The following is a 14,989-nucleotide window of genomic DNA, read 5'->3' on the forward strand; positions in this document are numbered from 1 at the left end:
AAATCTGCTCGGCAGAGGTCAGGGCATTAGCGACTGTATGAGCGTTAGCCAAAATACCTCAAGTCATGTTCGTACTATACGCGCCGACGGCTGGATTGCGATGCAATCGAGGTTTTCAAGGGCTATAGTCGCAAACTCAAAGGTTTGTAATGAAAGTGTGGATACCTTCTGCATCAAATGGGCAAGTCCAAGGCCGTCATCCGAGAAAACAAGCCGCATGAGACGGCCTGATGGATTTTGGCCTTATCTGCGGCGCAGAGTTGGTCCTTCGTATTTGCTGCTGGTTAGGTAACGTTAGGTTGGGAGTACGATATGGAATTACCAACACTGACGTACGAAATGATAGCCGTACTGAGTCTATTGTCTTTTACCGTCTTGCTTTTTGTTACCGAGATTATACGGATTGATGTCGCAGCAATTCTTGTAATGGTGTTGCTTGGCGCACTGAGCTATCTACCGGGGCTAGGTAATCTTGCCGATGTCTCCAGGCTCTTTGAAGGTTTTTCCTCGAACGCTGTGATGTCAATCATCGCAGTTATGGTAATTGGGGCTGGGCTTGATAAGACCGGACTTATGTCAAAGGTTGCGGCCTTGATCCTCAAGAATGGTGGCACGACAGAGGCCCGGATCATCCCAATCATATCAACAACTGTTGGTGTCATCAGCTCTTTCATGCAGAACGTTGGAGCTGCTGCGCTCTTTCTACCCGTTGTTAGCCGTATCTCAGCACGTACGGAAATCCCTATGAGTAGGTTGCTAATGCCCATGGGGTTTTGCGCGATTCTGGGTGGTACGATTACATTGGTCGGGTCGTCGCCCCTCATCCTGTTGAATGACCTGATTGTTTCAGCAAACTCATCCCTTCCGGCTGACCAACAAATGAAGACATTTAGGTTGTTTTCAGTCACGCCTATCGGTGTGATGCTGGTGCTGACAGGGGTGCTTTACTTTGTGCTCTTTGGTCGTTGGGTCCTCCCAGCGCAGCGAGAGCGCGGAGAAGACGCAAGCTCAGCTCGGTCCATGCAAACATACGTCGAAAATACCTATGGGCTTAGGGCCGATATGTTCGAGATACGTGTTCCTGAAGGCTCAATAATCATCGGGCAAACGCTCGCGGATCTAATGGTGGCCCATAACATGTACATTCTTGGCACATCCTATCGCGGCCACAAGGTCATCGCGCCAATGGCGGATACCAAGATCGAAGCCCCTGCGCGGCTCGCAGTGCTTGGCCTGCGTCGGGTGGTTGAGCATCAGTTTGCTGAGCCTTACGGATTAGAGATCCTACCCCAACTAGATGTCTTTGCGGATGATTTCGCCGCGACCCAATCCGGGGTGGCCGAGGTTGTTGTTCCGCCCGGTTCTTCAGTGATCGGCCAGACTCCGATTGATTTGCGCCTCCGTCAGACACATGGTTTGTCTCTTTTGGCCATTCAGCGCGGAGAAGAAACACTGAGCCACGTTGAAACCGAGGATCATTCAGCCACACATATCGGGCAAGTCGCTTTGCAGGCCGGTGATACGTGTGTGGTTCACGTGCAGTGGGACCGTCTGACACGACTGAAGTCGGACAGGGATTTTGTTGTCGTAACTTCAGACTTTCCCCAAGAAGAGTTACGGCCACACAAGGTCGGCTGGGCGCTTGCTTTCTTCCTAATAGCGTTGAGCTTAATTCTGTTTTCCGATCTGCGCTTGTCATTATGCCTGTTGATCGGCGCTATTGGGATGGTGTTGAGCCGGGTGCTCTCGATTGACGAAGCCTACGAGTCGATAAGTTGGAGCACAGTCTTTCTACTGGCTTCGCTGATCCCGTTGGGCCAAGCAGTTCAAAACACCGGCACTGCGGATTGGATTGCCGCGCATGTGTTGGCCCTCCTGAAGGGGTGGCCGATCTGGTCTTTGCAAGCAGGGATCGCCGTTTTGGCAACGGCGTTCACGCTGGTCATGTCGAACGTGGGTGCAACTGTTCTGCTGGTGCCGCTGGCGGTTTCTATCGCCATATCGGCGGGTGGTAACCCGGCTGTATTTGCTCTCACAGTGGCAATTTCAACGTCCAACTCATTTTTGATCCCAACCCACCAGGTGAACGCGTTGATCATGGGTCCAGCAGGCTATCGGGTGGTCGATTTTGTTCGCTCGGGCGGAATTATGACTCTCCTTTTCTTGGTTGTCTCAATGACCGGGCTTACGATTTTCTTCTGAGCCGCCTCTCGGCGATCCGTTCAGACCAACTCGCAATATAAGGTTTTTGAGACCAATTTTTTTGGCGCAGGTTCAAGACGCCTGCGAAAATGGCCTCCTCCGCGAGGGACCGAAGTAACGCGTCCAACTCAACCAAACCTGAAGTCGGTATACGCTGGAACTGGACCGTTTTAATTTTATCGATCACTGTTGTTGGACCAAGACCGTCGGCATTTGTGGAGAGTTCACGATGAGATTCCTTCGCACACCTGAGCATCGGTTTGACGGATTGCCAGATTTCGACTTTGGCCCGAACTATCTTGATGTGGATGATACCGAGGGCGGTCTTCTCCGACTGCACTATTTGGACGAGGGACCGGCGCAGGCACCGCCAGTATTATTGATGCATGGAGAGCCAACCTGGTGCTTCGTGTATCGGCACATTATTCCGTTATTCAAAGATGCGGGTCATCGAGTTCTGGCTCCTGATTTGATTGGGTTTGGACGGTCGGACAAGCCCACTGAGCGATCCGATTACACTTACCAACGCCATGTAGACTGGATGTCCGAATGGTTGCGGAAAGTTGACCTGACGGGCATCACATTGGTTTGCCAGGATTGGGGCGGACTCATTGGCTTGCGGCTGGTTGCGAGTATGCCCAAGCGTTTTGCTCGTGTGGTAGTGGCGAACACGGCTCTGCCCACCGGTGACGTCCCCTTGGGGGATGCATTTCTTTCATGGCGGGAATACTCACAATCTGTGTCTGAACTCAATTCGGGCCGTATCGTATTCGGCGGCACAACATCGAAGATTTCAGATGAAGAGGTTGCAGCCTATAACGCACCATTCCCGGATGCGCGCTATCTGGCAGGCGCTCGAGAGTTTCCAATGTTGGTGCCCGACAAACCCGAAAATCCAGCTTCCGATGCCAACCGAGCCGCATGGGAAACCCTCAAGACCTTAAACACTCCGTTTCTGAATGTTTTTGGAGAAGACGATAGGGTCATGGCGGGGGTAGACAAACTGATCCAAAAGTCGATCCCTGGGGCAGCTGGCCAAAATCATGCCGTTGTGCCTAAAGCGGGGCATTTCATTCAAGAAGATGCTGGCAGAACGCTGGCACAGGCGACTTTGAAATTCATTGAGCAAACATAGCGGCTATCAATTCAGTGTCTTACCCTGTGGCCTCAACTCACACCAAATTTGCGACGCAAATGCTCGGTCAAGGCCGTTATTCGACGTGGTTGGGCTCGGCTCGGCGGAAACATCATTTGCAAAGGTTTCGGCGGTGGGAGGAAGTCGCGCAAGAGAGAAACAAGTCTGCCAGATCGAACATCGTCGCCTACATCCAACTCCGACTTCAAGACGACCCCATGGCCTGCAATCGCCCAATCGCGGATGAGGGAACCATCATTGACTATTCGATTTCCCTTTACCGATACGCGCTGGGCATTTGGTCCTGATCCAAACTCCCAAACGTTGTCGATCATGTCGCCAAACCTCATAGCCAAGCAGTTGTGGCCTAATAGATCTTCTGGTTTTTCAGGCGTTCCGAATAAGGCCAGGTAACTTGGGGATGCACATACGAAACGTTGGTAGCTTCCTAGATTTCGCAACCTGAGCGAGCTGTCTGTTATGTTGCCGAAGCGAACGGCAAGGTCGAAACCCTGGCCGACAAGGTCAACATAGCCGTCCGAGAGGGATAGTTCGATTGAGACGGCAGGGTTCTCCTCGGTGAATTCGGCGACAACCTCGGAAACAATGCTCCGTCCCAAGTCAATCGGCGCGCTTATGCGAATTGGACCAGACAGAGTTTCGGCGCCGTGCCGAACAAGCGTATCCAGGTCCGCAACCTCACTAAGTACGCTTCTTGCTCCGTCAGCGAGTGTCCGGCCTTCTTCGGTCAGGCTAATGGAACGGGTGGTACGGTTGAACAAAACCACACCGTAATGTGCCTCCAGAGCCGCGAGCCGCTCGGATACTGTTGTGCTCGACATCCCTGTTTCGCGCGCCGCGGCCACAAGACTGCCTTTCTCGGCTATGGTCAGAAACAAGCGAAGATTGTCTAAAAGCATTAAACGGAATTTCCGTATTATATGTTCGATTATGCCCTGTTTATCCCGAAAGTACTGCGGCGTAAATCTTGCGCATCGCTGAAGAACACAAGGGACCTATTCCAATGGCCAAGCTGACAATCCTCGCCAACATCAAAGCCAACCCCGACAAGATCGACCTCGTAAAGGGTGAGCTGATCAAGCTCATCGACACAACCCGTGCCGAAGAGGGTTGTATTAACTACGACCTGCACCAGGACAACGACAACCCGGCTCATTTCGTGTTCTACGAAAATTGGGAAAGCCGAGAACTTTGGCAAACCCACATGGGTGCTCAGCACCTTGCGGCTTACCTGGAAGCAACAGAGGGCGCCGTGGCAGAATTCACGTTGAATGAGATGACAATCATCGGTTGATACAGAACCGAACAAAGGAGCACGTTATGAAAGCCGTGGGATACCGTGAGACGGGGTCGATTGATCGGGCGGACGCCTTAATCGATTTCGAGGCCGACAAACCGACGCCAAAGGGGCACGACTTGTTGGTGAAGGTGCAGGCCGTGTCAGTGAACCCGGTTGATACGAAAATTCGGCAAAAACGTGCTCCTGCGGGTCCAGCGCCTGATATTCTGGGGTGGGACGCAGTAGGCGTCGTCGAAGCCGTTGGAGAAGCGGTGGAGACTTTCAGTCCGGGCGATACGGTTTGGTACGCCGGGGCGATCAACCGACCGGGGACCAATGCCGAGTTTCATCTGGTGGATGAACGTATTGTCGGAGCCGCGCCAAAATCCATACCGGCAAAAGCGGCTGCGGCGATGCCGCTTACGACACTCACTGCTTTTGAGATGCTGTTCGACCGCTTGCGAGTCCGGGATGCCGTTTCCGGCGGGACCAATACATTGCTGGTTATTGGTGGCGCAGGTGGTGTCGGATCAATCACCATTCAATTGGCGCGGGCTCTCACTGACTTGACGGTGATTGCCACTGCGTCTCGACCCGAGACACAAGACTGGGTTCGAGAGCTTGGCGCACACCATGTCATCAACCACTCAGAACCTTTTGGCTCACAACTCGAGGCTCTTGGTATCGACAGCGTGGATTTCATCTATTCGACAAACCATTCTCAGCTTTATGCGCCCCAAGTTGGACAGGTGATGACACCCCAAGGTCGCTTTGGGTTGATCGATGATCCTGAGACCTTCGACATCGCGCCGTTCAAACACAAATCGATCTCATTGCATTGGGAGTTCATGTACACTCGGTCGCTTTTCGGGACTAGAGATATGAATCGTCAAAGCGAAATCCTGAATCAGGTCGCCGGGTTGATAGATGATGGAAAGATCATATCCACAGCGACCGATACACTTGGTACAATCAATGCTGCAAACTTAATGAAAGCGCATGCTATCCTTGAAAGCGGAAAGGCCAAAGGAAAGCTCGTGCTTGAGGGTTTTTAGATGAGAATTGAACGGCTGGATCATGTGAACATCGTGACGACTAGGTTGCCTGACATGGTTGCTTGGTATGAAGACGTCTTGGGTTTGAAACTCGGGGCCCGCCCTGAGTTTCAGTTTCCCGGAGCTTGGTTGTATGCGGGTGATCACGCAGTGGTTCATCTTGTGGGTCACGAAGGAACGCCTAATGTCGGCTCCGAAGTAAAGCTCAAGCTCGAGCATTTTGCGCTCTCAGCCACAGGGTTAAGAGCATTCGAAGAAAAACTGATCTCGTGTCAAATCCAGTATCGCAAAACTGATGTCTCGGGGGCTGGAATGGTGCAAATCCATGTGGCCGATCCTGATGGAAATCACATTCACATAGACTTTGAAGAAATCGAGTAAGGGATAAACACTCGAAATAGTCGGAACGCAAAACTAAGCTCGTAAATTCTTGCCGATTAGTGATCGAGATCATTACCGGGTTGCTTCTAAGAATTACTCGGACCAACATTTTTGGGCGGTACAAGCGTAGAATTGGAGATCAGCATGCTGGACCTCGAAACCAACAAGAAGAATGTCATTGCTTTCTACGAAATGATGTTCAATGAGTGTCGGCCTGCGGAAGCCATAGATATCTTTGTTGGTGATACCTATACGCAGCACAACCCGCATGTTGGCGACGGCAAGCAAGCCTTTGTCGAATATTTCGAACGCATGGCCGCCGAATATCCGGGAAAGCGTGTGGATATCAAACGTGCGTTTGCTGAAGACGACCACGTTGTTCTGCATTGCCACCAAATCTGGCCCGATGGTCTCGCGTACGCAGGTATCGATATTTTTCGCCTGGATGCTGAAGGTAAGGTTGTCGAACACTGGGACGTTCTTCAGGAGGTTCCGGCAAACAGCGAGAATGACAATGGCATGTTTTGACTTAACCGTTCTGACAGTGGTGCATGGAACTTCGAAAGGTCCTGTCGGCTAAACCACGATAGTCAAAGGGTATAAGTCTGATCCAAGAAGCCCGCCGAAGCGTATCTATCAAGAACCTTTTAGAAAGGAGATAAATATGCTCCCGAAGAGTATTCTCGCGGCGACCCTTGGATTATTTGCAGCTACTTCGCTTCAAGCTGGTGTACAAATTCACTTTATTGAAGGCGCACCCAAGGACCGCTTTGTTCTGACAAATGTCGGAGCTTGCAAAGTAGAAGCCTCGACCCTCAAAATTGACTTGTCGAAATCTGCGGGACGTCTGATTTTCGACGTTACTGAAAAGGGTGCGGGCGTCGAGGTCTTTCAACCTCTCGAATTCGTTGAGGGTGCGGATGCTCTGCGGCAAATTCCAGCGGTCGTGGACGGGCAAGATACAATAGAACTTGAAATCGCCTCCTTCGCAGCCGGGGACACACTCGCTTTTACCATCGATGTCGATGATACTATCGGGCAACGCGAAATCACCGTAACGGGGTCGGAGATCGAAGGCGCCACGGTGTCATATACCGATGCGGATGAGACCAGTACGGCGACCTTCTCTTCCGAAGCACTCGTCAACGTGACGACCAGGGACTGCTGAAAGCTATCGCAAAATGTGGAATTGGTTGATCCGCATAGCATTCCTTACGCTCGTGATGGGAGGCGGCATCCTGATCGGAACACTGACCGCACCTGGCGAATGGTATGCGCAGCTTTCTAAACCGGCTTTCAATCCACCTAATTGGATTTTCGGGCCGGTTTGGACGGTGCTATATGTCTTAATCGCCATGGTAGGTTGGCGTCAGTTCGAAGCGGACCGAAGCTCGACCGCCATGAAGCTGTGGTGGGCGCAGATGGGTCTGAACTTTTTATGGTCCCCAACCTTTTTCGTACTGCAACTGCCGTGGTTTGCCCTTTTGGTCATTGTCGCGTTGTTGGCTGCCATCGTCATGTTCATCACTCAGGTTAGGAATTCAGATCGGGTCTCCGCACTGTCTTTCCTGCCGTACTTTGCATGGGTCGCATTTGCCGCGGCGCTGAACCTCTCCATTGCGATACTGAACTGACAAGGAACAATATGCGTGCAAACTTCATCGGGCTTGTTTCAGGTCTTGTTATCATCGGATGCACAATGGCTCATGCTGATGAAAAACTGACTGAAGACTTTTCTAAGTCTCCGGAGACGCGTTGGGACTACGTTGCCGACACCGTCATGGGAGGAGTTTCCTCAGGACAGGTGCAGTTTCGTTCGGAAGGTGGTGTTGAATTCGCGCGGCTGACCGGTACCGTGAGTACAGAAAACAATGGGGGCTTCATCCAGTTCCGACGCAAGTTGTCTGAGCGACTGGATGAGGCTGTATCAGGCGTCAGGCTATTGGTACGGGGAAACGGCGAGCAATACTTCGTTCACCTCAGAACACGTGGCACGGTGCTTCCGTGGCAATACTACCAGGCCGCGTTCGCAACTTCTGAAGACTGGACCGAAGTCTATTTGCCTCTGTCAGGCTTCAAGGCTTCGAGTGCCATGTTGCGCGCTATTCCCGATGCGGAAGCAATAACCTCAGTTGGGGTTGTAGCCTTCGGGCACGATCATGAGGCCAACGTAGATGTCAGCGAGATTGGTTTCTACTGAAGGTCGCCCAAGCGAGGGGCTGTAATCTTCTGTTGAACCAATTCAGATCAGGCGGCTCAATAAGTGTAAGCGACAATGCAATTCCAATAGTCTTTGCTCATCTTATGCAAGCGACTAACTTGGGTACATGGAAGAAGTCACCCGACTAACCGAATGGATGATTACAGAAGGTCGTCGCTCCGGCGATCCTGTAAAAGTGGTGTCACACTTTTGTTCCTCCTTGGTCGAAGCCGGAGTTCCGCTGTGGCGAGTAAACATTGGCCAACGCTTTGCCAATCCATTGCTTATTGCTTGGGGCGTGGTTTGGACGCCCAACGGCACCGACAGCTACGATGTCACCCATGAGACGACGTTGACGGATGGTTATGTTGGGAGCTCATTTGAGTATATTCTGGCGAATAGAAAGCCGCTTCACAAAAGTCTTCAGCAACTGGACTCAGAAACAGAGCATTCATCCTATTTGGAGTTTGCAGAGCAAGGCGGCACCGACTACTACGCTACTTTGCTTTATTATGGTGATGGATCGCTGCATGGTTGCACGTTCATTACACAGGCGCCGGATGGATTCTCGACGGAACATCTAAGGCTGATTGAAGCGGTCTTACCGGCCCTTTCTTGCGCCTTGGAACCTGTGACGATGCGAAAATCGTCTAAAGGTCTACTTCGAACTTATTTAGGAGATGGACCTTCTGAGGCAGTCTGGAGCGGCAACATCAAGCGGGGTGAGCGAACAACTCTGGATGCCGTGGTTATGTTCTCTGATCTGCGAGGCTTTACGGCACTTTCCGAAACCTCAACGGAAGAAGAAGTCTTCGACACGCTCAGCGACTATTTTGATCTGGTGGTCAAAGCCGTAGAAGACAACGGTGGAGACGTCCTCAAGTTCATGGGTGATGGCATCCTGTCGATCTTCACTATTGAAGCTCAAAAAAACCATGCCGACCGTTGCAGAATGGCGGCTCTTGCAGCGCAGAGTGTGCTGAGTGGTTTGAACGCTCTCAACACTAGACGAGACGAGTTCCAAAAACCGCCCTTGGACATTGGAATTGGGATCAACGTTGGGCAGGTCAGCTACGGTAACATCGGTAGCCCCGGCAGGCTTGATTTTACGGTTTTGGGCGGTGCGGTGAACGTCGCAAGCCGAATTGAAAACTTAACAAAATCAATTGGTCAGAGAGTGTTGGCGACGTTAGCCGTTGCAAGTGCTGCACCGAACATGTTCGTTAGCTGTGGGGATCACGAAATACGTGGCCTTGCTCAGCCCATTGAGCTGTTCTTTCTCACTGAAGGGGCGCAATAATCAGGTATATTTTTTTAAACAACATACCTTTCCGGGAGCATTCTGAGTGTTTGCAAGAACCATAGCCTTACTGATCTGCGCTGGGGCTTCTCCGGCCACGGCATTGGAGCTTCGCGAAACTGGGCGCTATGAGCTCAACCAACCCGCAAGCCTTGACTACGATCCAACGTTTTGTGGCTTGTGGATTGCCAACGAGGGGCCCGAGGCCATTCTCGTTACATTGCAAGGTGATGAGTTGCGCCGCATATCCAGCGATCTCTTCCGTATCAAGGCAATTGCTATCGAAGGAGATCACTTGTTGGTAGGCGACGGTCTTGGCAGCCTCCAACGTCTCACGAAGGAAGGAGTCACTTTAGGAGCACCCTTTGAACTTGAAGGTGGATTTGCGGATACCGAAGGGATCGCGATCAATGCAAAGGGGCAGATCGTGACCGTAGAAGATGATCCGGAACGATTGTCTTGGTTCACTTCAGAAGGCGTCCTTACGGCAAGGTTGGATACCATGAAGCTCTCTCCCCCCTTAAGCGAGGCACAGGGCATCGCAATTGACCCACGAACCGGTCACATGTTGATCGTTGATGACTGGGAAGGGTCAAACAGCCTGTATGAGTTCACGGCAGATGGCCAACTGCTCGCCCAGCAAAGCCTGTTGGAATTCGGAACTGACCCGGAAGGCATCGCCATTAGGCCGGGATCTAACCAACTGTTCGTGGCGTTCGACGGTGGCGCGAAGATTGTGACATTTGACTACACACCCACCTTACCTGAAGGATCGCCGCCTCTGCCTCCGGGCGCGGATTGTATGATCTTTTGAGAATTTGGCTGCTTGCTTGGGGCGATGCAGGTTACGGCTAGTCGCGCTCGCTGTCTAGCGTTTCACGTATGAGCGTCAAATTGGGCAAAGACCTATGGAACGGTTCGGGCCCGAGTTCGGACAAAACTGGAGCCAGGGCTTCAGACATCCGTTCCATAGAAGCTTTCAAAAACTCCGCACCTTGCGGCGTGGACCGGGCTATTTTCGAACGCTTGTCATTGGGGTTGGTTTCAAGGGTAATCAGGGCATGGTTTTCGAGGCTCGCGAGCATGTGCGTCATCGACGTCTTGGGCACTTGAAAAGCGTTCGACAGCTGTAGTGGCGTTTCCCCCTCGGGGCGCCGGACCAGGTGGCCCAATATGCCAAATTGGGTAGCGGTCATTCTGCCAGGTAAGAACGCTTCAAGCTTGGTCGAGATCAGCTGGTTGATGATCCCGACCTCGGTGAAGAACCGGTAGACTTCGTTGGTCTCATCTTCAGGCTTCATTCAGAATTCGTGTCTCCAGAGGCCAGCGGGGTGTGGCAATTGGCTCGGGTCCATACCCCAAACGCAGCAACATTTGCACCGTGTGGCCCGGTGACGCAAGAAGCTCATGCGCAAGATCGTATTCATCGGCCATCTCGGGATATTCCTGAAGGGCCTGACTGACCGGATGCACGCCCAGACCCATTTCGGTTGTCTTCAGGTAGAAACGCATCAATTGACGTCCGGCTTCGAGTTGATCGCTTCGCGTGTTTGTAGTTGTCGTGAGGACTGCGTATTGCGGCGTCGCGTCTAGCATAGCGAAGTAGCCTCGCATGTGAGACTGAGTGCCTGGGTGGTCAACATTCATAAGGGTCTCATTGTCCAATAGGCCAGTAAGTCGCAGCGTTTCCAGCATGGGATCGCGTAACTCAATCCCGTCCGGGTTGGCGTTGATTTCTGCTTTCCCGATCCGCATGAGGTCGACGGATTCTTTCAAGGTCTGCGGTGTTCGCATTTCGATTTCGAAAGCGCGTTTCGTAAGGTCTCGAATACGGGTCACCAAATCTTCATCGGTAATCAGGGTGGCGTAGTTTTCAAGGACCGACACTTCCGTCTCGGACAGCCGCTGTTCAGTATACGGTTCTTTGTTTGAATGTCGGTTGAGGATTTGATTTGAAAGTGGATCGGGTGCCCCTCCAGGTACAAACACTGCTTCTGCAATAGGCCCGTCATCCCCATCTGGCAGCAACTTGACCTCGGTATCAAACCCGAGAGCACCTGCCGCCAGGACCATCGTCTCAACAAATGCGCCGAGGCCAATATAGAGCTGGCGGTGGTAAGGATCAGTTTCCGGAAGCTCGCGATCTGTATCGCGGTGGATGCGAACCTTGTTTTGCCCAACTAACTCGACGAGCCAAGGTTGCAAGTTGTGCGGGTTAGGGGCGAGAATCGCGTAGGACAAAGCGGCTTTGCGGGGGTCGTCATATGGTTGTGGCGTCCACGGAGCCAGCGCGTCATGCGGCGTGCGTGTAGCGAGAAACGCAACCGCGCCCGTTGCCGCCAGTATTGTGCCTCCGCCTAGAATCTTGAGAAAACGTCTTCGATTTGGCATCTTGAGTCTCCAGTAGTACGATATCGAACTAATATAATCCGAAATCGTACTATTTCAACTCCATTGATGCAGTGGTTGGTTGAGTGACCTGAAAAAAGTAAATCAGAACAGCCGGCCTCAACGATAGACTGCCGTGTTAGACAGGTGTTCGGAGAGCTTTTTGTGCCTAAAAAAGCAGCTATTTTAGTTGATTAACGACCGGATGCGAGAAGATTAGAGGCTGTTAAGCCGATGCTTTTCGAGTATCCCGCAAAGCATAGCCTGTGCTTGCAGCCTGTGTTCTCGATGACGTTCACGGGCGGCATCTGGACGACCTTCACTAATCGCTTGAAAAACAACCCGGTGATCTTCGTTGGATTTAACGGGCAGGGGCCTGATGAACAACGTCGTTGCACGCGCGCGGCGGACTTGGTCGCTCATCATGGCAACAATCGCTTCGACTCGTTTGTTGCCGCCCAACCGAACGAGCTCTTGATGAAACAACTCGTCTGCCTCTGCCCACGCTTCAAGGTCTTCGGCTTCGATGGCTTGGTCCATCTTCGCAATTGATCCAGCGAGTACCGCCAGTTCATCTTCTGAATAACCCGCTTCGGCAGCGCGCTGTGCCGCGAGACTCTCAAGTTCCGTCAGTATGTCGTAAATCTCACGCATATCATCTGATGAAACAGGTAGTATCCGAACGCCCTTTCGGGGTCGCATTTCCAGCAACCCCTTACTTTCCAACATCAGCGCAGCTTCCCGTATCGGGGTGCGGGACATGCCAAGGGTCTCGGCGAGTTCCGACTCCAGATGGTCAGTTCCGGCCGCAAGTTCGCCAGACAGGATCATCCGCCGCAAATCCCTAACAGCGCGTTGTGTATTGGAAAGAGTTTTTGCGTCCTGATCCTTCACGGTGTCTCCAGGTTGATTTTTCGTCCTTCCGCAGCTGAGAGATAGATATTCTCTTCAATGCGGATCACATCCAAATAGTCTCGGGCCGTGTTTTCCAAAGGCGTGCCCAGTAGAAGGCCCGAAATAACGTGACTTTGCAAGGCGTGAACGCAGTCTCCTCCAAATCCATCATGATCGCTTGGAGGTAGAATCTGCTGTCTCTCCTGTTTTCCAAACGCGCGGAGGTCAACGGAACCGTCGCCGTAAAGAACTAGTGATCCTTCCGTTCCTTCGATGAGAGCTTCGCCCATGGTCTGACGCGGGTTTTTGGCGCTGTGGTCAAGGCATCTGTTGCCATCGAACAGAGTTTTCAAACCGTTGGGGTGGTCAAACAGGATGTAACCTGCGTCCTCGCCCGCGATAGCGGGGTTAACTTGGCGCAAGTCCGCATAAACTGCGCTGGGCGCATCGAACAAAAATCGGAATGTGTCTACCCAGTGAACCGCTGTCTCATGAACTAGGAAACGTGGCATTTTCTGAAAGTACGGCTGCCGGTCCAGGTAGGCTCGCGGTCCCTGTCCGTCGCCGGGCCGAAGCCGGAAAGTCGCTTGTAGAGGTGTTCCAATTCGACCCTCGGTCATCGCCACCTTGATTGCACGATACCAAGGCTGAAAGCGAAAATTCTCATGCACGACAATAGTTGCACCTACCGCTTCAGCCTCTGAAACGATCTTCTCCGCTTCATCCAGAGACATGCAGAAAGGCTTTTGGCAGATCAGCCATTTTATGCCCGAATGCAGCGCAGTTCGAATGGCGTCGGCCTGCGCCACAGGTGGAAGAATGATGTCCACGAGATCTGGTTTTTCCGCCTCCAGCATTTTTGACAGATCATCGTAAGCGGCCAGTCCTGTTTCCTTCGCCTTGTTGATATCACGGTTGCAGGATGCAATCAGAACCGCTCCGGGCATTCGGGACCAACTTTCGTAGTGGAACCTACTGAAATACCCCGCACCCACACACGCGACCCTGATGGCTTGTTGAGTATTCATGCCCGCAATGCTTCCAATACCGATGAGGCTGCGTCCTGCGTTCCGGCGGTGCCACCTAGGTCACGCGTCAGGTTCTGTCCCTTCGCAGTCACCTTTTCCACGGCTTCACGCAACCGTTCGCCGTCGTTGGACAGGCCTGGGTGATCATGGGTCAACCCCAACCATTCAAGCATCATTGCTGCGGACAGGATCATCGCAAAGGGGTTGGCAATACCCTGTCCTGCAATGTCTGGAGCGGAACCATGGCAGGGTTGGAATACAGCGTGATTCAATCCGATATCCGCTGACGGAGCCAGTCCAAGACCGCCCATGAGACCTGCACCAAGGTCGGAGAGGATGTCTCCGAACATGTTCTCGGTCACCATGACATCGAACTCCCAAGGTTTTTGGACCATCCACAGTGCAGTGGCATCAACATAAGCATGGTCTGCCTGCAAATCGGGATGGTGGGCGGCTTCTGCATCAAACATCGATCTGAAGAATGCAAAGGCGCGGAATACATTGGCTTTGTCGACACACGTAACTCGACCCTGACCGCGCCCGGTTCTTTTGCGGTTCTGGGCGAGTTCAAACGCGAAACGGAACAGCTTTTCGGACACCTCACGAGTGATCAACAGAGTTTCACGTGCTTCGTCTTCGGTAACTTCGCCAGCGCCTTGGGTGAAGAACAGTCCTTCTGTGCTTTCGCGTATCAAGACAAAGTCGATCTCTTTTCCGGGAGGCAGCGCCAAGGGGGTCATTTGTCCACTGCTTACCTTTACTGGCCGTACACCAGCGAAAAGTCCCAGTTGCTTTCGCAGATCGATTTGCGGTGAAATCTCTGTTCCGTCAGGGTATCGAACATCTGGCAAGCCCATTGCAGACAGCAGAATCGCGTCAGCGTTGCGTGCAGTTTCGAGTGATCCAGCCGGAAACGATTCTCCAGTTTTGGCGTAGTGGCCTGCACCTGCCGGCGCGTCCGAAAACGTCAACTCGTAGCTGGGGTTTTCGCCTGAGAGCTGGCGCAGAATTTCAAGCGTAGGAGCCATAATTTCAGGGCCGATCCCGTCCCCGTGGAACACTGCCACATCATAACTTTTCTTCATCTTAGCCCGCTTCCTTCTCGT

The 14,989-nt window shown here is 52.4% G+C and carries 17 protein-coding genes; 11 read left to right on the forward strand and 6 right to left on the reverse strand.

Features of this window, described 5'->3' with window-relative positions; translation table 11 throughout:
- Nucleotides 1-312: 312 nt before the first annotated feature.
- Together AC2FF7_RS00170 and AC2FF7_RS00175 are read left to right on the forward strand one after the other, a co-directional pair.
- A complete protein-coding gene (locus tag AC2FF7_RS00170; protein WP_480868646.1) occupies nt 313-2,202 on the forward strand; it encodes an SLC13 family permease in 1,890 nt (629 codons plus the stop codon).
- 229 nt (nt 2,203-2,431) lie between these two features.
- Nucleotides 2,432-3,337, forward strand: coding sequence for a haloalkane dehalogenase (locus tag AC2FF7_RS00175; RefSeq protein WP_480868645.1), 906 nt, complete (start codon nt 2,432-2,434; stop codon nt 3,335-3,337).
- Between the two features lie 32 nt (nt 3,338-3,369).
- Here the strand turns inward: AC2FF7_RS00175 and AC2FF7_RS00180 are convergent, their stop codons facing one another.
- Entirely contained in the window at nt 3,370-4,257 is an 888-nt protein-coding gene (locus AC2FF7_RS00180) for a LysR family transcriptional regulator (RefSeq protein WP_170756445.1), read from the reverse strand.
- Nucleotides 4,258-4,361: 104 nt separating this feature from the next.
- Between AC2FF7_RS00180 and AC2FF7_RS00185 the strand changes: the two genes are divergently transcribed.
- The 9 genes from AC2FF7_RS00185 (at nt 4,362) to AC2FF7_RS00225 (ending at nt 10,387) form a co-directional block, all read left to right on the forward strand.
- On the forward strand, nt 4,362-4,652 hold the full coding sequence (locus AC2FF7_RS00185) for a putative quinol monooxygenase (RefSeq protein WP_170756444.1): 291 nt from the start codon (nt 4,362-4,364) through the stop codon (nt 4,650-4,652).
- Between the two features lie 26 nt (nt 4,653-4,678).
- Nucleotides 4,679-5,692: a zinc-binding alcohol dehydrogenase family protein gene (locus AC2FF7_RS00190; RefSeq protein WP_496905003.1), complete on the forward strand. Its 1,014-nt coding sequence runs from the start codon at nt 4,679-4,681 to the stop codon at nt 5,690-5,692.
- The gene (locus tag AC2FF7_RS00195) at nt 5,693-6,073 is read left to right on the forward strand and encodes a VOC family protein (RefSeq protein WP_480868641.1); all 381 of its coding nucleotides are present in this window, start codon (nt 5,693-5,695) and stop codon (nt 6,071-6,073) included. It begins immediately after the preceding gene.
- Nucleotides 6,074-6,217: 144 nt separating this feature from the next.
- The gene (locus AC2FF7_RS00200) at nt 6,218-6,601 is read left to right on the forward strand and encodes a nuclear transport factor 2 family protein (protein WP_496905004.1); all 384 of its coding nucleotides are present in this window, start codon (nt 6,218-6,220) and stop codon (nt 6,599-6,601) included.
- Between the two features lie 136 nt (nt 6,602-6,737).
- Nucleotides 6,738-7,241 carry an aggregation factor core gene (locus tag AC2FF7_RS00205; RefSeq protein WP_480868640.1) on the forward strand — a complete coding sequence of 168 codons (504 nt, stop codon included), beginning with the start codon at nt 6,738-6,740 and terminating at the stop codon, nt 7,239-7,241.
- Between the two features lie 25 nt (nt 7,242-7,266).
- Nucleotides 7,267-7,707 (forward strand): TspO/MBR family protein, encoded by a 441-nt coding sequence (locus AC2FF7_RS00210; RefSeq protein ID WP_496850391.1) that lies wholly within the window; start codon nt 7,267-7,269, stop codon nt 7,705-7,707.
- 11 nt (nt 7,708-7,718) lie between these two features.
- Nucleotides 7,719-8,273 (forward strand): CIA30 family protein, encoded by a 555-nt coding sequence (locus tag AC2FF7_RS00215; RefSeq protein ID WP_496905005.1) that lies wholly within the window; start codon nt 7,719-7,721, stop codon nt 8,271-8,273.
- A gap of 127 nt (nt 8,274-8,400) precedes the next feature.
- Nucleotides 8,401-9,573 carry an adenylate/guanylate cyclase domain-containing protein gene (locus AC2FF7_RS00220; protein ID WP_480868637.1) on the forward strand — a complete coding sequence of 391 codons (1,173 nt, stop codon included), beginning with the start codon at nt 8,401-8,403 and terminating at the stop codon, nt 9,571-9,573.
- Nucleotides 9,574-9,676: 103 nt separating this feature from the next.
- Nucleotides 9,677-10,387, forward strand: a complete 711-nt coding sequence (locus AC2FF7_RS00225) for a hypothetical protein (RefSeq protein WP_480868635.1) — start codon at nt 9,677-9,679, stop codon at nt 10,385-10,387.
- Nucleotides 10,388-10,424: 37 nt separating this feature from the next.
- Here AC2FF7_RS00225 and AC2FF7_RS00230 read toward each other — a convergent pair whose 3' ends face one another.
- The 5 genes from AC2FF7_RS00230 to AC2FF7_RS00250 form a co-directional block, all read right to left on the reverse strand.
- Nucleotides 10,425-10,874, reverse strand: coding sequence for a MarR family winged helix-turn-helix transcriptional regulator (locus tag AC2FF7_RS00230; protein ID WP_480868633.1), 450 nt, complete (start codon nt 10,872-10,874; stop codon nt 10,425-10,427).
- The gene (locus tag AC2FF7_RS00235; protein ID WP_480868632.1) at nt 10,864-11,964 is read right to left on the reverse strand and encodes an Acg family FMN-binding oxidoreductase; all 1,101 of its coding nucleotides are present in this window, start codon (nt 11,962-11,964) and stop codon (nt 10,864-10,866) included. Before AC2FF7_RS00235 ends, AC2FF7_RS00230 begins: the two co-directional genes overlap by 11 nt.
- Nucleotides 11,965-12,177: 213 nt before the next feature.
- Nucleotides 12,178-12,855 (reverse strand): GntR family transcriptional regulator, encoded by a 678-nt coding sequence (locus AC2FF7_RS00240; RefSeq protein WP_170756439.1) that lies wholly within the window; start codon nt 12,853-12,855, stop codon nt 12,178-12,180.
- Nucleotides 12,852-13,883, reverse strand: coding sequence for a Gfo/Idh/MocA family protein (locus AC2FF7_RS00245; RefSeq protein WP_480868630.1), 1,032 nt, complete (start codon nt 13,881-13,883; stop codon nt 12,852-12,854). Before AC2FF7_RS00245 ends, AC2FF7_RS00240 begins: the two co-directional genes overlap by 4 nt.
- On the reverse strand, nt 13,880-14,968 hold the full coding sequence (locus AC2FF7_RS00250) for an isocitrate/isopropylmalate dehydrogenase family protein (RefSeq protein ID WP_480868627.1): 1,089 nt from the start codon (nt 14,966-14,968) through the stop codon (nt 13,880-13,882). The genes AC2FF7_RS00245 and AC2FF7_RS00250 overlap by 4 nt, the downstream gene beginning before the upstream one ends.
- Nucleotides 14,969-14,989: the final 21 nt, after the last annotated feature.

Source organism: Ruegeria sp. YTSC325, assembly GCF_059609525.1.